The sequence below is a fragment of the Flavobacterium piscis genome, from assembly GCF_001686925.1.
In the GTDB taxonomy this organism is placed as follows: Bacteria; Bacteroidota; Bacteroidia; order Flavobacteriales; family Flavobacteriaceae; genus Flavobacterium; species Flavobacterium piscis.
In genome coordinates this window covers 409,019-425,809 of record NZ_LVEN01000046.1, presented here as the reverse complement: position 1 = coordinate 425,809, position 16,791 = coordinate 409,019, and the positions used below count along the sequence as shown (strand labels likewise).

The following is a 16,791-nucleotide window of genomic DNA, read 5'->3' as shown; positions in this document are numbered from 1 at the left end:
ATTGCATGCTTTGCGGTTAAAAAAAACATCACGACATTTGCAGTTAAAGAATAAAAAACTAGAATGGCAAAAATACTTACCGGTGTTCAGAGTACTGGAACGCCACACTTAGGCAATTTATTGGGAGCAATTATTCCGGCGGTACAATTATCAAATGATCCGGAAAACGAATCTTTTTTGTTTATCGCTGATTTACATTCGATTACACAAATTAAAGAGGGTAAAACTTTAAGAGAAAACACTTATAGCACTGCAGCTGCCTGGCTTGCATGCGGACTAAATCCTGATAAAGTTACTTTTTACAGACAATCTGATGTGGTTCAAACTACTGAATTAACCTGGTATTTAAGTTGTTTTTTTCCGTTTCAACGTTTGACTTTGGCACATTCGTTCAAAGATAAAGCGGATCGTCTAGACGATGTTAATGCGGGACTTTTTACTTACCCAATGTTAATGGCAGCTGATATTTTACTTTATGATGCTGAATTTGTCCCGGTTGGAAAAGACCAATTGCAGCATTTGGAAATTACTCGTGATGTAGCTTCTCGTTTCAATCATCAAATGGGAGAAACTTTTGTAATTCCGGAAGCTAAAATTCAGGAAGATAGCATGTTGATTCCCGGAACGAACGGCGGAAAAATGAGTAAGTCTGCCAATAATATTATCAACATTTTTCTTGACGACAAAACATTACGCAAGCAGGTGATGAGCATCGAAACAGATAGCACACCGCTTGAAGATCCTAAAAATCCGGATACTTGTAATGCATTTGCAATTTATTCATTATTAGCTAATGAAGCTCAGATTGCCGAAATGAGAGCCAATTATTTGGGTGGAAATTATGGTTACGGTCACGCTAAACAAGCTTTGTTTGAATTGATTACAGAAAAATTCAAAACCGAAAGAGAAAAATACAATTACTATATCAACAACCTTGACGAAGTTGATGCTTTACTGAAAAAAGGTGCTGCAAAAGCTTCTGTTATTGCAGATGGTGTTTTGGCAAAAGTTCGTGAAGTACTTGGCTTTGGTAAATAAAATATTCGAACCCGATAGATTTAAAACTGTCGGGTTTTTTATTTTAAAAAACTCTTTCCTAGCTTACTATAAATTAAAATCATCGAAATTAATTAAATAGAATATTGAGAAAACTATTTACAAAATACATGTTTCTTCTCCTAATATTGCTCTTTACATTGGGGTTTTTGTTAGCTTATTTATTTTCAGATGAACAGTTTTACACTATAAAAAAAACCGTTGGCTGGGCCTATAACTTTTCGAAAGAGATCGTATTAACTGCGTTTATAACATGCTCTCAAATCTCCTTCATTATTGGATATTTTATAATTTATCTCCTAAAAAGAAAGACCAATTATTATATTTCCATAGCTCACTTTGAAATTATTTTATTGACACTCTACTTCATAACTTTTCAAAATTTTACAGTTACCGTTGTTTTTTGTTTGCTTTCTGTAGTACTTTTTTTTGTAAATATTTTCAAGTCACATCACTAGAAAATAAGGTTATTTCTAATCTTAAATTGCTTCAAAAAGTTTGCCTGGCAAAGGCCGAATTACTCCTTTAAGTTCCATATTCAATAAAAGTCCCGAAATTTTATAGATAGGAAAATCACATTGTAAGGCAATCATATCCAGTAATTCTTTCCCGTTTTTCAGCAAAAAATCATACACTTTTTGTTCATCAGCTTCGAGTTCAACAAACAATTGTTTCTGAACCGTTTTTCCTTTATTTTCGATATTCCAATTCAAAATATAAATCAAATCTGCTGCACTCGTTAAAACGTTTGCTTTTTGAGTTTTAATAAGATCATTGCAACCCTGACTGTATTTGTCTGTAACGCGTCCCGGAACAGCAAAAACATCACGATTGTAGTCGTTGGCAAGGTTTGCAGTGATAAGTGAACCTCCTCTATCTGCAGATTCTATGACAATTGTAGCTTCGGTCATGCCGGCAACAATACGATTTCTGCGTACAAAATTTTCCTTATCAGGATTTGAAGTACTCCAGAATTCAGTAATAAATCCGCCATTTTGCTCCATTGCAGCCACATATTTCTTGTGCGTTTTGGGATAAATCTGGTTTAAACCGTGCGCCAAAACGCCAATTGTTTGCAGGTTACAATCTATTGCTAACTGGTGCGCCACGATATCTACTCCATAAGCAAAACCGCTTACAATTATAGGATCAAGCGGTGCCAAATCATCGATCAATTTCTTGCAAAACTCAATTCCGTAAGACGTTATCTGGCGTGTTCCCACAATACTTATTATTTTCTTGTTTTTTAAATTTATATTTCCTGAAGAAAAAATTAAAACCGGAGAATCAAAGCAATGTTTCAAACGTTCTGGATAATTTTCGTCCTGAAAAAAGGAAGTATTAATGTCGTTTGCATGAATAAATTCAAGTTCGCGACTGGCTTTTTCAAAAACAGATTTATCTTTTAAATTATGCAATAAAGCAGATCCAACTCCATCAATAGCAGCAATTTGATTCATTTTTGTTTTAAAAACTGCCTCGGCATTTCCGCAATTAGCGAGTAATTTTTTAGCCATAATATCTCCCACTCCTTCAACTTTTAATAAGGCTAATAAATAAAATAAATCTTGATCTGACATGAATTGAATAAGGTTAAATGGCGGCAAAAAATTGGTTTATCAAACAACTCTTAAATTGATTTTAAAAATGCCAAAGATATAAATTAGAAGTAAATTCTTTCAAAAAATAAAAAAATATACCCATTGTGGTACTTTCATAAAAAGAAAAAATAAATACAACTAACTGAAGATTAATTATCTATAAAATTATACGAATTGTTAATAAAAATTGTGAATAAAATTTTGATAACTATATTCGTTGCATAACTTTGTTACTATGAAAATCGAAAACTATATAGCACAGTTATTGTATCGTTATCAGTGTGTAACGGTTCCAGGGTTTGGAGCATTTTTAACCGAAATTCACTCGGCACAGCTGAATGAAAGCACAAATTCGTTTTTTCCACCTAAAAAATCGATCTCATTTAATAGCCATTTAAAAAACAATGATGGTCTATTGGCAAATCATATCGCTCATGCTGAAAAAACATCTTATGGTTTTGCAGTGAGTGCTATTGCTTTTGAAGTAGTAAGCTGGAAAAAAACTTTAGAAGAAAATGGTGTTATCAGCCTTAAAAACATAGGTGAAATTCGACTTAATACAGAGAAAAATATAATTTTTACACCAAACGACCAAACCAATTATTTGGCAAGTTCATTTGGATTGAGTCCTTTTATTTCTCCAATCGTAAAAAAGGAAAACTTCGAGAAAAAAATCAAAGAAATCGAAGAAAGAGAACCAGTTGCTTTATATGAAAATGAAGAGGAAAGATCGTCAAATTCTTTCTTAAAATATGCGGCAATTCTTGTATTAGGGTTGGGAATTACCGGAAGTATTGGATATCCTTTGTACCAAAATCAAATCGCAACAAAAACGCTTATTGTAGAAAGTGCCGTACAGAAAAAAGTAGAAAACAAGATACAGGAAGCTACATTTTTTATACAAAGCCCAATGCCGGCTGTAACCCTTTCTGTTGATTCTGCAAAAGTAGAAGTTGCTGCAGAAAAAGCGATGTCATACCACATTATGGCAGGTGCGTACAGAAGCGAACAAAATGCACGAAAAGCATACAATCAATTGATAAAAGACGGTTTTAAAGCCAGAATGTTAGGCGAAAACAAACATGGTTTATTTCCTGTTTTATACGGAAGTTATGCTACAATGTCTGAAGCCGAAAAAGCACAGAAAGAGATACAAAAAGGTGAAAATCCAGATGCCTGGATCCTTGTTGAAACACTATAATAAAGAAATCCTATCCGCCACGGCAGATGGGATTTTTTTTTTGCCCTTTTTAATCTTTAAATCTGAAAAACAGCTATTCCGCCCTATTGAATAGTTTTCTTTGTTCAACGTGAAACAATTTTAGCATCCTGAGAAAGAATTACTTTAGTTTTTTGATAAATTCGTAGTCTCGCCGGAGGCGAATTTTTTTCGCCCAAAACTATAATCGAGCATTCATAAAGTAAATTGTCTTTTTTGAATTCGTACTGATGATTTCCGCCTATTCCTTCAACAACCAATTTACCTCCATTAATCACCAAATCAGGCTTCTGAGTCATTTCTTTTTTATTTGACCATGAAGCATATCGATAATTATTATTTCCTAAATTATCAATCCTGATTTTAAATTCAGATGTTTCCAGAATGCAAATAGGCGTCTGAAAGAAAGCGATACTAGGATCAAGCATCTTTTTTTGTGCAGCAATCAGTTTATTTCGATTTTCTGTTTCTGTTTTCGATTGATAATTTACTGCCGTTAAACGTCCGTCGATATCCAGCCAAATACTGCCGTGATTTAACATAATGCCTCGCAAACCCATATCATTCCAGCCTTTTATTGAAGTCGATTTTATAATTTCATTTTTCAATGTTGTATCAAAAATTTCAGAATATCGTTTCAAAAAATCTGATTTATTAGCAATATCAGCTATTGGATATTCCCGCTTTAGCGGATAAACAACCCAGTCACTAATAGCCTCTTTGTTGTCGCTTTTGACATTATCAATGAACTTTTTTACAAATTTCTGATATTCAATATTCGACTCCTGCCCCATAACAAAAGAGCTGCAAAAAATCAGCATCACTAAAAATAGATTTCTTCTTATCATCCTAAAATATTTTTAATTAATTATTAATCTGCCAATTACAATCAAATATAAATAATATAAGCTCGCTTTGAACAAATTCAAAAATGCCTGCAAAACAAAAATCCTATTCGCCGCAACGAATAGGATTTTTGTTTAACGTGGAACAATTTTAGCGTCCTGATTGAGAATTTCTTTCCCGTTTTGATAAATGGTTAAAGTAGCTGGCGCTGAATCTTTTGTACCCAAAACCGTAATATAACACTGATAAAGAAAATTTCCTTTTTTGAAATCGTAGTGATTATTTCCTCCTGTTCCGTCCCGAAACCATTTTCCGTTGGTAATGATTAAATCCGGTTTTTCATTCATTGATTGCTTTATCGACCACGAAGCATATCTGTAATTATCATTTCCTAAATCATCAATTCTGACTCTGAATTTAGATGTTTCTAAAATGACTTCCGGCGCTTTAAACTTTGCAATCGATGGGTGAAGTTTGTTTTTTTCAGAAGCTATCAACTTGTTTTTGAGATCACTCTCCGTTTTTGACTGATAACTAATAGAAAAAACTTTTCCATCCGTATCCATCCACAAAGTCCCCTGATTAAGCATTATACCTCGCCAACCCACTTCTGACCAATCCTTTGCAGGATCCGATTTAGAAATTTCAGCTTTCAGTTTAGCATCAAAAATTTCCGCATATCGCTTTACAAATTCTGCTTTATTCTTGATAGACGGAATTGGGTTTTCTCTTTTTAAAGGATACTTAATAGCTCCCGCGACAGCCTCTTTTCTGTCATTTTTTACATTATCGATAAAACTCTTAACGAACTTTTGATATTCCGGTTTCAAGTCCTGCCCTATCGCATTTTGAATGGTAACGCTTATGAATAAGATATATAATAGTTTTTTCATGTTTTCTATTTTACATAATGTTTATGCAATTTGTTCCAAATTCCAAATTCCAAACCCTAAGTTACAAAATCTAAACTCTAAAATCTAAACTCTAAAATCTAAAATCTAAACTCTAAAATTAATTTATACTCGCTTTGAACATTTTAAGTTCATCCCAAGTAAATTCATCTCCATGTTTTTCCTTCAATGGACTCAAAGATTCTTCCTGATAAAATTCAAAAGCTTCGCGTAATGCCAGGATTTTATCGTATGGCAGAACATCGGAGATCTCCACTTTTTTGGCCTGAATTAGTTTAACCAAATGCATTTCGATAGTTTGTACAGTTAATTTTCGAATTCTTGCGATATCTTCTATCGAATTTTTCTCCAGCCATAAATCGTGCGTTTCTTCAATAGTGGTTTTCTTGTCGGCCTTTGGTACGCTTTTATCCAGCTTACGTGCTGTATAACGCACGACAGGTTCTTCAGATTTAAAAATATCAGTGTTCGACATATTAAATTCCTCGCGAATCTTTGCAACCTTGTCTAATTTGTAGTTTTTAATCGCTGTAGAGGACAATTTCTCTTTACAGATGGTTTCGCCTGCCACCACAATTTCTATTAGCAATTTAGCCTTCATTAAGCGCAAAACGGCTTTGGTTTGCAAATCATCCAAAAAAGCCAGTTCTTCATAGAATTCCTTTACTTTTTTAAACTTCTGGATTTCGGCCATTTTATTCAAAAGATCTGTCACCAGCTTGTCCATTGGTTTAAAAAAATAATCATAGGCCGCCACTACCCTTTCCTGGACAAAAATTAAATCGACGGTTTCTTTATTGAAAATTTTATTAAGCTGATGCACAAATTTCTGCGAAGGATCAATCAGCGAATCGATGGTTTCTAAACGCTTGTGAGCCCACACAGAATGTTTTGATTTTTCTGATGCAACCGCATTTTCGTTATAACTAAAACGGTGATTGCGCCATTCCTGAGCCAAATCTGCCCAATTGAAACTGTTAATCAAATAGTTATGAATAAAATTCTTTGTTTCAAAATGCAATGAATTTTTTAAAACTTCTTCGGTTGCTTTGTTTAAAGCATAATCCATCACATCCTGATCGTTCGAAATACCATTCATTTGCAACGGAGAAAGCAAAATAAGCCCGTTTAAGGATGTTAAACGTGATAAAGCAACATATGCTTGTCCGGGCAAAAAAACTTGCGATACATCGAGCGCAGCTTTCTCAAAAGTTAATCCCTGACTTTTATGCACTGTAATGGCCCACGCCAATTTAAGCGGATAATGTGCAAATGTGCCTAAAACTTCTTCCTCAACTTCTTTGGTAAGATCGTTTACCTTGTATCGAATATTTTTCCATTCGTACTTCTCCACTTCAATGGTTTTGTTCTCTTCTGGAAAATGTATAAAGATCTCTTCAGGCGAAAGCGATTTTACAACGCCCATTTTTCCGTTGAAATAACGTTTTTCAAAAGACAAATCGTTCTTGACAAACATAACCTGAGCGCCCACTTTTAGCTTTAAATTTTCTTCAACCGGAAAAATTTTCTCCGGAAAATCGCCCACAATAAAAGGCTGATAAGCGAATTCATTTCCGGCTAAATCGCCAATTGCCTGTTCGTTAATCGAATCGGCTTTAGCATTATGCGTGGTAAGTGTAATATATCCCGGATTATTTTTTAAATCAAAATCCGGCTTAACATATTCGTTTAAAATCTGAATATCCTGAGGCGTAATCTGATTATTCCGAAGATTGTTTAAAACCGAGATAAAAGTATCATCAGACTGACGATAAATCTTCGATAATTCGATATATAGCGGCGGAAACTGCTGAATTACATGCGAATGAAAAAAGAATTTTCCTTTGTAATAATTGCGTAAAGTTCGCCATTCTTCGTCCCTGATCACAGGCGGAAGCTGCAATAAATCGCCAATAAAAAGCACCTGAACTCCACCAAAAGGACGCGAAATTTTACGCACTGTCTGCATCATAAAATCGATAGCATCCAGTAAATCAGCACGAAGCATACTGACTTCATCAATAATCAAGAGTTCCATGTTTTTGATCACATTACGCTTAACATTGTTCATTTTGAAGTGTCGGCGCAAGGTTTCTTTATTCTCAAATTTGACCGTTTCAGTAAACTGAGAAGCCTCTTCGTACGACGGAATAAAGGCCGAAAATGGCAACTGAAACATGGAGTGAATCGTAACTCCACCCGCATTTAGCGCAGCAATTCCCGTTGGTGCGACCACTACAGTATTTTTATGCGTTGTGGCAATGATTTCGCGTAAAAGCGTAGTTTTTCCGGTTCCTGCTTTACCAGTCAGGAAGATCGATTTTTGCGTTTGATTGATGAATTGTAAGGTGTAAGCAGCTGCTTCTGTAACGTTTTGCATTGGGCGTGTATTGAAAAACTAAAAGTATCGCATTTTTATAAAAGAAAAAACCTAAATCTTGACAGATTTAGGTTTTTAATTTAGTTAGTTAGTTTGGTATTATTTTTTAGCAGCTTCTCCTTCTTTTACTGCCGGTTTTTCTTCTGATTTTGGGCTTGATTTGTACTTGTCATTCAGAGCTTTAATGATATCTTTTGTAATATCATATTTCTCTTCTGCGTATAAAATCGAAGCAGCATCACCAGTACCGTAGATATAAGAATAACCGTTTTTCTTACCGTAATCTTTGATGAATTTTTTAACTCCACTTACTAGAGAATCCATTTCAACACCACTTTCTTGTTGTAATTGCTGAGACAAAGCTTGTTGAGCATAACCCAATTGTTGTTCTCTTTTTTGCAACTCAGCTCCTCTTTGTTGAGCCCAAGCCTGACCGTTCGCCTGTGCCTGACTTTGAAAATTAGCAGCGTCTTGTTTAAAACGTGTAATCTCGGCTTGTAGTTGTCTTCCCTTTTCTTCAGCTTGCCCTTTGTATTTTGCTTCAAGGTCTTTTGCTTCAGTATACTCTTTCATTAAAATCGAAGTATCTACGTAAGCTGTTTTTACTTCCTTTACTTCTGCAGTTTTAGTACATGAAACGGCGAAAATTGAAAGTGCGATAATTACTAATGCTTTTTTCATTTTTTGAATTTCTAATTTTTTAATGTATTGAAGACAAAAATATAAAAAAATAAATAGCATCAACATAAAGTTTAAAAAATGCTAGAATTTTATGATATTGTTTTTATTTATGGAAAGAAAAATGTCAATAATTCTACCCTATCAAAAGTGGCTTTCATAGCTTTTATTAGAAACATTATCTCAAAAAAGACATAATTACTCCTCACTTACACTAAGAAAACGCCAGAAATGCGCTTAAATTGCGTTTTACTTGTTTTTTAAGACATAAATGTGCGACGAATACTCTTTTGTACTCCCCGCTTTTAAATTTGATTTTAAACCAACGAAAAAAGCACTAATGTAATTCATTTTTCCGGTTTTGTATTTTTCGGATAATAAACTCACATAAAAAGAATCAAATTTCATCGGAAGCACTTTTTCTAATTTCATATCGACTTTTTCAAAAAGCAACTGAATGGCTTTTTTAGAGAAATGCCAAAAGTGAATGGGCACATCGTAAGCTGCCCAAAAAGTTTTGTAATGTTGCGCATCGTAAGATTTAAAATTTGGAACCGCAACAATTAATGTTCCAGTTGGTTTTAATAAACGCTTCAGTTCCTGAATTTGTAATTCTAAATTAGGAACGTGTTCCAAAACATGCCACATTGTAATCACGTCAAAAGAATTATTTTCAAGATCGCTAATTTCGTTCACAAAAGAAATCCCTTTTTGTATCGCAATATTTTTTGCTCTGTCGCTTGGTTCTACTCCAACAGTTTCCCAACCATCATTTTTTGCCGTCAATAAAAAATCTCCGGTTCCTGCACCAATATCCAAAATTCTTCCTTTTTGAGATTGTTCGCCGTTGATCAAATTCAGTTTATTTTTTAAAGCAATATTTTTCACAAAGTGATATGCTTTTTCAAATAACGAACGCTTGTTATCGGTGTGCGAAATATAATCTTCGCTTTCGTAATATTTTCCAAGATTTTCTAAATCGGGTTGCGGAAATGTAATTAGCATATCTAAAGTTTCATCGTGATACAATTCGAAAATTTCTTTAGATACAGAATGGTCTTTTACAGTAAGAAAATGTTTTTTGTTTAAAACGTCCATTTTTAAATTTATAGGTATTTTGGTGAATTACATAGCAAACCCTAAAACCAGAATTCTGGTTTTAGGGTCTATTTTTTATTATATTTTTTTTTCAGCGCTTCCAATTAATTTTCACCGCCGAAAGTTTTTCATTTTCAATTCTTATTTCTGAACAAACTATAAAATCATTTTTAATATAAAATTGCAATGGCGATTTATAAAATGTTGCATTAAGTTTTATTTCATTCTCCTGATCAATTACCCAACCATTCAAACTTGTATTATTCTTTTTTATTTCATGCATCAAAAGAGAACCAATTCCTTTGCCATGTATTTCACTATTTAAAATTATAGCAAACCAATTTTCATCTTCTCTTAAAAAAGTAAAAGCCCAACCATTAATTTTATCTGAATCATCAAATAACAAATAATGTTTGGTTTCTGAAAGTCCGTTCAATATAATTCGAAATCGTCGATCGTTTTTAAATTTAACTTTGCGGGATATTCATTGTTCCATAGTTCGTGCAAAGTCTCCTTTTCTTCTAATGATAAAATTTCTTTTTGAACAATTTTCATACAATGAATTCTAGTTTTTTTATTATAACTCCAATTTAAACTTTTCTGAAATCTAAAATAATTATAATCTGTTTCACGTGGAACAAGTTTGATTTTAGATTAACATTTTTTTTTCGTCACGAGCCATTTCAATTTGCAGCATTTTGTCATTCCGAAGAACGAGGAATCACCGTGCAATATCGACAAAAATTATTCTTTTGATTGCGGAGTTACTTACGGAGATTCCTCGTTCCTCGCAATGACAAACTATATCAAATAAGTTTCACGTGGAACAATTCAATAAACAATCTCAGTAAACATCATCCAGCATTCACTGAAAACTTTTTACTGAGACTGAAAACTTTTTACCTTCCCATATAAATCAACAAAACCGAAATATCACTTGGTGACACTCCGCTTATTCTTGAAGCTTGAGAAATTGTTACAGGACGAATCTTGCTCAATTTTTGTTTTGCTTCAATCGACATTGATTTAATTTTATTGTAATCGAAATTCTCCGGAATCTTCACTTCTTCTAAACGAGTTAGTTTATCAGCGTTATTTCTTTCCTTTTCTATATAACCAGAATATTTGACCTGGATTTCGGCTTGTTCCAAAATTTCCTGATCAACATCATTTGCTTCAATATATTCCTTTACTTTTTCAAATTTCATCATATCCTCCAAATCGATTTGCGGACGAGAGAATACTTTGAACATTTTATCACCTTGCGTAATCGGAGCCGTTTCTTTCGCTTCCAAAATTGGATTTGTTTCCGCAACTGAAACACTTGTCTCTCTAAAGAAAGCAACCATCTTTTCAGACTCGTTCAATTTCTTTTCCATTCGGCGTAAACGAGCTTCCGAAGCCAAACCAATTTCGTGCGACATTGGCGTTAATCTGAAATCGGCATTATCTTGACGCAACAATGTTCTATACTCTGCTCTTGAAGTAAACATACGATATGGTTCTTCTGTTCCTTTCGTAATCAAGTCATCAATCAAAACTCCAATATAAGCTTCGTCACGTTTTAAAATCAACGGCGCTTTTTCGTGCACTTTTAAATGCGCATTTATTCCAGCCATCAATCCTTGTGAAGCTGCTTCTTCATATCCTGTTGTTCCGTTTATTTGTCCGGCAAAATATAAACCTTCCACTAACTTTGTCTCCAAAGTATGTTTCAATTGTGTTGGCGGGAAGTAATCATATTCGATTGCGTAACCAGGACGGAAGAATTTCACATTCTCAAATCCAACAACAGAACGTAATGCTTTAAACTGAATATCCTCCGGTAACGAAGTCGAAAATCCATTTACATAAACTTCACAAGTATTCCAGCCTTCCGGCTCCACAAATAATTGGTGACGCTCTTTATCAGCAAAACGATTTATTTTATCTTCTATCGAAGGGCAATATCTTGGTCCAAGACTTTTGATTCTTCCGTTGAACATTGGCGAACGATCAAAACCTTCTCTCAAAATATCATGAACATCCAACGACGTATACGTCATATGACAAGATCTTTGATGCGTTAGCGGAACGGTTAAATCCGAATAAGAAAACTTATCCGGCTTTGCATCTCCTTTTTCTTCGTTCATTTTCGAATAATCCAAAGAACGTCCATCAACACGTGGCGGCGTTCCTGTTTTCATTCTTCCTGACTCAAAACCAACTTTTACTAAATCTTCTGTGATTCCGGTTGCAGCACTTTCTCCTGCTCTTCCTCCTCCAAATTGTTTTTCTCCAATATGAATCAAACCATTTAAAAAAGTTCCGTTTGTCAACACAACCGACTTAGAACGAATTTCAACTCCCAACGAAGTTTTGATTCCTTTTATCTTTCCATCCTCAATAATCAAACCTTTCACCATCTCCTGGTAGAAATCCAAATTTGGAGTTCCCTCCAACATCATTCTCCACTCTTCAGCAAAACGCATTCGATCACTTTGAACTCTTGGCGACCACATTGCAGGCCCTTTCGATTTATTCAACATCTTAAATTGAATTGCCGTGCGATCGGAAACAATTCCTGAGTATCCACCAAGCGCATCAATTTCACGCACTATCTGTCCTTTTGCAATTCCTCCCATCGCTGGGTTGCAAGACATTTGTGCGATGTTCTGCAAACTCATTGTAACCAATAAAGTTTTGGATCCCAAATTTGCGGCCGCTGCCGCGGCTTCAGATCCAGCATGACCTGCACCAACTACAATAACATCGTATTCTTCTAAAAACATTTTATCTTTTATTCTCTGGGAAACCATTTAAGTCGGTTCTCAGAATTAACTTCTTTATTCTTTTGTTCCACGTGGAACGTATTAAAAGTTTCATGTTTCAGGTTCTCGCTTTACAAAAAGTTCCACGTGAAACATTTTGACTTCTTTTTTAAACTTCAAATCAAGTGTTCCACGTGAAACGTTGAAATTTTCATTTTCAAAATTAAACATGTTTCACGTGGAACGTTCTGATTCTTTATTATCAAAACTGAACATGTTTCACGTGGAACACTAACTCGTTTTAATAACTTGAAACTTTAAACCAAAAAAACCTAAAAACAAATCCCTCTACTGTTCCACGTGAAACATCATGATTTTTTCATCTTCCTTTGAGCGCATTAACTCAGCATCTTTATCTGATTTATCTTTGTATCCACAGTAATGTAATATTCCGTGAGCCAAAACACGCTTCAATTCTTCTTCGAAAGAAACATTAAAATCTTTTGCGTTATCTTCTACTCTTTCTACAGAAACAAAAATATCTCCGTTTAGTTCATTACCAACTGTGTAATCAAAACTGATAATGTCCGTGAGTGTATCGTGATTTAGATATTCTACATTTATTTTATGAAGATATTCATCATCACAAAAAATGTAATTTATCTCGCCTTCGTTTTTACTTTCAGAAACGATTACAGCACTTAACCAATCTGCAAAGGCTTGTTCGTTATCTAAAGTAAATTCGGTTTCGTAATTAAAATTGATCATTTTGTATTAAAATATTCTTGAACCTTTTGATTAAAATTCGAGCGCAAAGGTAGTGATTGTCTGTTTAATATCTCTACACTGTTTAAATAATCCAATAGTGAACTTGGTAATGCATTTGTTCTATTAGAAAATTCAGCCTTATTAGTTTCAGATTGGCGCTTTGTATCTTGACCTTGTTGCTGAACTGCATTGTTTAATTTTAATAATTCCTGCTGGATATTAAGGATGCGTTGTAAGTTTTCATTCTTAAAACCTTTATTTAAAAGTTGTTTTTCTGAAGCTTTCATTTGATCAATTACAGATTTACCCTGAGAATCTAAACCTTGTTTTGCTAACTCTTTTTGTAGTGCTTCGCGAAGTTTTACTTGTTCTTTATAGATTTCCATAATGGCTTCCGCATCTCCTTCTCCATCATTTCCGTCTTTACCTTCATTACCTTTTCCTCCATTTTTATTTCCCTGACCATCCTTACCTTCTCCATTTTTGCCTTGGCCATCTTTACCTTGCCCCTGCTTTCCTTCTCCGGATTTCCCTTGTTGACCTTCTCCCGGTTTGTCGCCAGGTTTATCTCCGGGTTTCATTCCAGCTTTCATTTTATCAGCCAAACCTTTTTGTTTTTGAATAATATCCGGCAATTGCATTCCTTGTCCGTCACCTGGTTTTGGTTTTCCTGCTCCCGGTTTAGACATAGACATCTGCATATTATTTAATAAATCGCTTAAAAAGTCAGCCAATTTATTTGCAGAAGAAACTGCATATTGTTGATGCGAAACTCCTTTTGGAACCTGAACGTCGCTTAAAGTTTCAATAGCTTTATCTATATTGTACTGTACATTTCCAATTTCTTTCGTTACATCTTCAGCTACTTTTGGGTTACGTAATGACAATGCAAACAAACTATCATCGACATGTTTGAACTGTTGTTTCAAGTTTTGCTGGACTTTAATGTTCTTTGTAAAAGCCGAAGAACCTAATTTCATAGATTTAAATTGTTTCATAACATCTTCTTGAGACAATGAATAAGCAAGAAGATTATCCAAAACCTGACGAAGCATTGCAACATCTTCTTCTAATTGTTCTTGTTCTCCGCCCTCCATACTTGAATCCATTTGCTCTGCCATACTCTTCATTTTCTTGGCTGCACTTTTTTGTTTTGGCTTAGCCGAAGAAGAATTCTTTTTACTCAATTCTTCAGAAGCTTTCTTCAAATCATCCTTCACATCTTTCTCTTTTGAAGCATCAGCAGGAATATCCAAAGGCGCTTTTAAAGTTTTATTCTCTTCTTTCAGATCTTTTAAATCCTCTTGGATTTTATCAAAAGCTTTAGTAATATCGTCTTGCTTCTCTTGTGTATTTTCTTTTTCTTTATTCGAAAGTTGCTCTTGTTCGTCTGCTAACTTCTTTAATTTATCTGCAACTTGTTCTGCTTTTTTAGAAACATAAAAACGTTTGGTTAGTTCAACCAATTGCTCCAGATTACGAGATTGGTTCTTGCTGATCTGTTTGAATTTTTCCATCTTATCAAACAAATCTTCACTGTTCAATTTATCATTTAAGTTCTTCAATTCATCCATTAACTTCTGATTCTTTTCTAAATCTTTCTCTGCATTATCTAGACGTTTTTGCAAATCATCAGCTGTTTTATCTTTCTTTTCAGATTGAAATTTATCCAGATTCTTATTCATTTTCTCACCAAATTGTTTCATCAATTCGTCTTGTTGTTTCTGACGTTTGATAAAATCATTTACTTTTTGCTGATCTTTAAACTCTAAATTATCTTTCTCTTTTCCTGCTTTTTGAATCTTATCCATTTCAGAAAATTGCTTGGTTTGATTCTTTAAAGACTTTTCTAAACTATTGATATTTTCGTTTTGTTGTTGTAATTCCATATCGTGAACTTCATCTGTAGTCGAAACACGATCAGAAAAAACAGAAGACTTTGTACTCTTAAAACCATGCGGTGCATCGTTATCAAAAACCTCAAAATAGTATTCATAAGATACTCCTTCCTGCACGGCAAGATTACTTGGAAAGTTAAAAACAAACTGATCAAATACTCCAGACTTAACCGGTATTGTTCCACGCTTGGCAGTGTTTGGTTTGTTACGTTCGTAATACACGACCTGAAGTTTAGACAATCCGTAGTCATCGCCTAACCTACCCAAAACATAATTTTTATCCAGCTTTAAACTGTCCGGTGCAGGACTAACTGTGATCGTTGGATGCTGATCTTTGATCACCGATAGCTGATAATCCAGTTTTTCGTAATTTTTGACCTTATTATTCGATGTAAGAATTTGATATTCTGTATTTTGACTAATATTTTTAGCCAATTTAAACTCATTTTCGGCTTTATTGAACTTGAAAGTCGAATTATCATCTTTCCAAACAATTTCCTGAGTCGATTGTGTATTCATTTTCCAGGTTACCAAAGTTCCTTCGGGTACGATTGCATTACCTGTTCCCTGAATTGTTTCTGATTTCTTTTTTAAATAAGATGGAAAATTCAATACCATTTCGAAGTTGGCAATCGATGGAACCGTGATTACTTTCAACTCGTATTCCTCTGAAGAAACTGAATTTCCTTCAAAAGAAAATTCAACATTCGATACTGGTTTCTCAATCTTGAATTCAAACTTTCCTGGTTGAGAAGATTCCATAAAATAACTTTCGTTACCAATATGAATCATTACATTTTCCGGAACTACTTTCCCAACGGATTCCATCTTGATAGTAAAATCTTTGTTTTGTTCAGTCTGCAAATTCTGATTTAGGACCACAAATTTGAATGGTGCCGGTGGTAAAAATGTAGCATTGAAATGCACTACTCTATTTAAACTTTGAGAAATTACATTGCTATTTCCTGAAATATAAAACACTGCAAAAAGCAAAATTGGAATGATTGCTAATGGCAAATATTTTTTATTTGCTTTAAAATTGATAGCATTCCCAAACGGAATTGGCTGCAACGAATTTGCTTTTTGTTCTATTGAAGCCAACATCAACTCTGAACTTTCTGTCGAATTCTCAGAAGCTGACAATTGCAAAAAGTTCGTCAGTTTATCACTTACTTCTGTAAAATGATTTCCAATAATTGTTGAAGCCTGATTATAATCGATCCCTTTTTGAAGTTTGAACAACTTAAAAATCGGGAACAAAATAAAACGAAACAATAGAAATACTTCTACTCCTATAAATACCCAGAATAATAATGTTCTTCCTAATGGTTTTAACCAAAGAAAAAATTCTATAAAAAGCGTAAACAGAAAGTACAATAATCCAAAACCAATAAAAAGAAGTCCTCCTTTTATCAATTCATTGGTATAATATTTCTTTATAAAAGCTTCTAACTTTTGGTATATAGCAGATGTTGTTTTCAAAGTGAATCTGTTTTATTTATAACCCATAAAAGTAGTAATTTTAATAATACCTTTTTAAGATTCTAAGTTACTAAGAGGCTAAGGTTCTAAGATAGAAAAATCTA

General features: G+C 34.0%; 12 protein-coding genes. 2 read left to right on the top strand and 10 right to left on the bottom strand.

Annotated elements, in window-relative coordinates; translation table 11 throughout:
- Positions 1 to 63 precede the first annotated feature (63 nt).
- On the top strand, positions 64 to 1,038 hold the full coding sequence (gene trpS, locus FLP_RS22980) for a tryptophan--tRNA ligase (protein WP_065451815.1): 975 nt from the start codon (positions 64 to 66) through the stop codon (positions 1,036 to 1,038).
- Between the two features lie 497 nt (positions 1,039 to 1,535).
- On the opposite strand, the gene dprA is transcribed toward trpS, so the two are convergent.
- The gene (dprA, locus tag FLP_RS22975; protein WP_065451814.1) at positions 1,536 to 2,636 is read right to left on the bottom strand and encodes a DNA-processing protein DprA; all 1,101 of its coding nucleotides are present in this window, start codon (positions 2,634 to 2,636) and stop codon (positions 1,536 to 1,538) included.
- A 256-nt stretch (positions 2,637 to 2,892) separates the two neighbouring features.
- On the opposite strand from dprA, the gene FLP_RS22970 reads away from it, so the two are divergent.
- A complete protein-coding gene (locus FLP_RS22970; RefSeq protein WP_065451813.1) occupies positions 2,893 to 3,858 on the top strand; it encodes an HU domain-containing protein in 966 nt (321 codons plus the stop codon).
- Between the two features lie 104 nt (positions 3,859 to 3,962).
- On the opposite strand, the gene FLP_RS22965 is transcribed toward FLP_RS22970, so the two are convergent.
- From FLP_RS22965 to FLP_RS22925, 9 genes are all read right to left on the bottom strand, one after another.
- Positions 3,963 to 4,724 (bottom strand): hypothetical protein, encoded by a 762-nt coding sequence (locus FLP_RS22965; RefSeq protein ID WP_065451812.1) that lies wholly within the window; start codon positions 4,722 to 4,724, stop codon positions 3,963 to 3,965.
- 132 nt (positions 4,725 to 4,856) lie between these two features.
- Complete coding sequence (locus tag FLP_RS22960; RefSeq protein WP_065451811.1) at positions 4,857 to 5,615, bottom strand: hypothetical protein; 759 nt, start codon at positions 5,613 to 5,615, stop codon at positions 4,857 to 4,859.
- A gap of 118 nt (positions 5,616 to 5,733) precedes the next feature.
- A complete protein-coding gene (locus FLP_RS22955; RefSeq protein WP_065451810.1) occupies positions 5,734 to 8,013 on the bottom strand; it encodes a helix-turn-helix domain-containing protein in 2,280 nt (759 codons plus the stop codon).
- 99 nt (positions 8,014 to 8,112) lie between these two features.
- The gene (locus FLP_RS22950) at positions 8,113 to 8,694 is read right to left on the bottom strand and encodes an OmpH/Skp family outer membrane protein (protein WP_065452018.1); all 582 of its coding nucleotides are present in this window, start codon (positions 8,692 to 8,694) and stop codon (positions 8,113 to 8,115) included.
- Positions 8,695 to 8,940: 246 nt separating this feature from the next.
- The gene (locus FLP_RS22945; RefSeq protein ID WP_065451809.1) at positions 8,941 to 9,789 is read right to left on the bottom strand and encodes a class I SAM-dependent methyltransferase; all 849 of its coding nucleotides are present in this window, start codon (positions 9,787 to 9,789) and stop codon (positions 8,941 to 8,943) included.
- 91 nt (positions 9,790 to 9,880) lie between these two features.
- On the bottom strand, positions 9,881 to 10,195 hold the full coding sequence (locus FLP_RS22940) for a GNAT family protein (RefSeq protein ID WP_243397617.1): 315 nt from the start codon (positions 10,193 to 10,195) through the stop codon (positions 9,881 to 9,883).
- Positions 10,196 to 10,688: 493 nt separating this feature from the next.
- Entirely contained in the window at positions 10,689 to 12,560 is a 1,872-nt protein-coding gene (gene mnmG / locus FLP_RS22935) for a tRNA uridine-5-carboxymethylaminomethyl(34) synthesis enzyme MnmG (protein ID WP_065452017.1), read from the bottom strand.
- Between the two features lie 327 nt (positions 12,561 to 12,887).
- The gene (gene ybeY, locus FLP_RS22930; RefSeq protein ID WP_065451808.1) at positions 12,888 to 13,307 is read right to left on the bottom strand and encodes an rRNA maturation RNase YbeY; all 420 of its coding nucleotides are present in this window, start codon (positions 13,305 to 13,307) and stop codon (positions 12,888 to 12,890) included.
- Entirely contained in the window at positions 13,304 to 16,687 is a 3,384-nt protein-coding gene (locus FLP_RS22925; protein ID WP_065451807.1) for a DUF4175 family protein, read from the bottom strand. The genes ybeY and FLP_RS22925 overlap by 4 nt, the downstream gene beginning before the upstream one ends.
- Between the last annotated feature and the right edge of the window lie 104 nt (positions 16,688 to 16,791).

What these genes read in the sequence shown, in the direction of transcription:
- trpS (WP_065451815.1), top strand. Translation starts at nt 64, where the DNA reads ATGGCAAAAATACTTACCGGTGTTCAGAGTACTGGAACGCCACACTTA.
- dprA (WP_065451814.1), bottom strand. Translation starts at nt 2,636, where the DNA reads ATGTCAGATCAAGATTTATTTTATTTATTAGCCTTATTAAAAGTTGAA.
- FLP_RS22970 (WP_065451813.1), top strand. Translation starts at nt 2,893, where the DNA reads ATGAAAATCGAAAACTATATAGCACAGTTATTGTATCGTTATCAGTGT.
- FLP_RS22965 (WP_065451812.1), bottom strand. Translation starts at nt 4,724, where the DNA reads ATGATAAGAAGAAATCTATTTTTAGTGATGCTGATTTTTTGCAGCTCT.
- FLP_RS22960 (WP_065451811.1), bottom strand. Translation starts at nt 5,615, where the DNA reads ATGAAAAAACTATTATATATCTTATTCATAAGCGTTACCATTCAAAAT.
- FLP_RS22955 (WP_065451810.1), bottom strand. Translation starts at nt 8,013, where the DNA reads ATGCAAAACGTTACAGAAGCAGCTGCTTACACCTTACAATTCATCAAT.
- FLP_RS22950 (WP_065452018.1), bottom strand. Translation starts at nt 8,694, where the DNA reads ATGAAAAAAGCATTAGTAATTATCGCACTTTCAATTTTCGCCGTTTCA.
- FLP_RS22945 (WP_065451809.1), bottom strand. Translation starts at nt 9,789, where the DNA reads ATGGACGTTTTAAACAAAAAACATTTTCTTACTGTAAAAGACCATTCT.
- mnmG (WP_065452017.1), bottom strand. Translation starts at nt 12,560, where the DNA reads ATGTTTTTAGAAGAATACGATGTTATTGTAGTTGGTGCAGGTCATGCT.
- ybeY (WP_065451808.1), bottom strand. Translation starts at nt 13,307, where the DNA reads ATGATCAATTTTAATTACGAAACCGAATTTACTTTAGATAACGAACAA.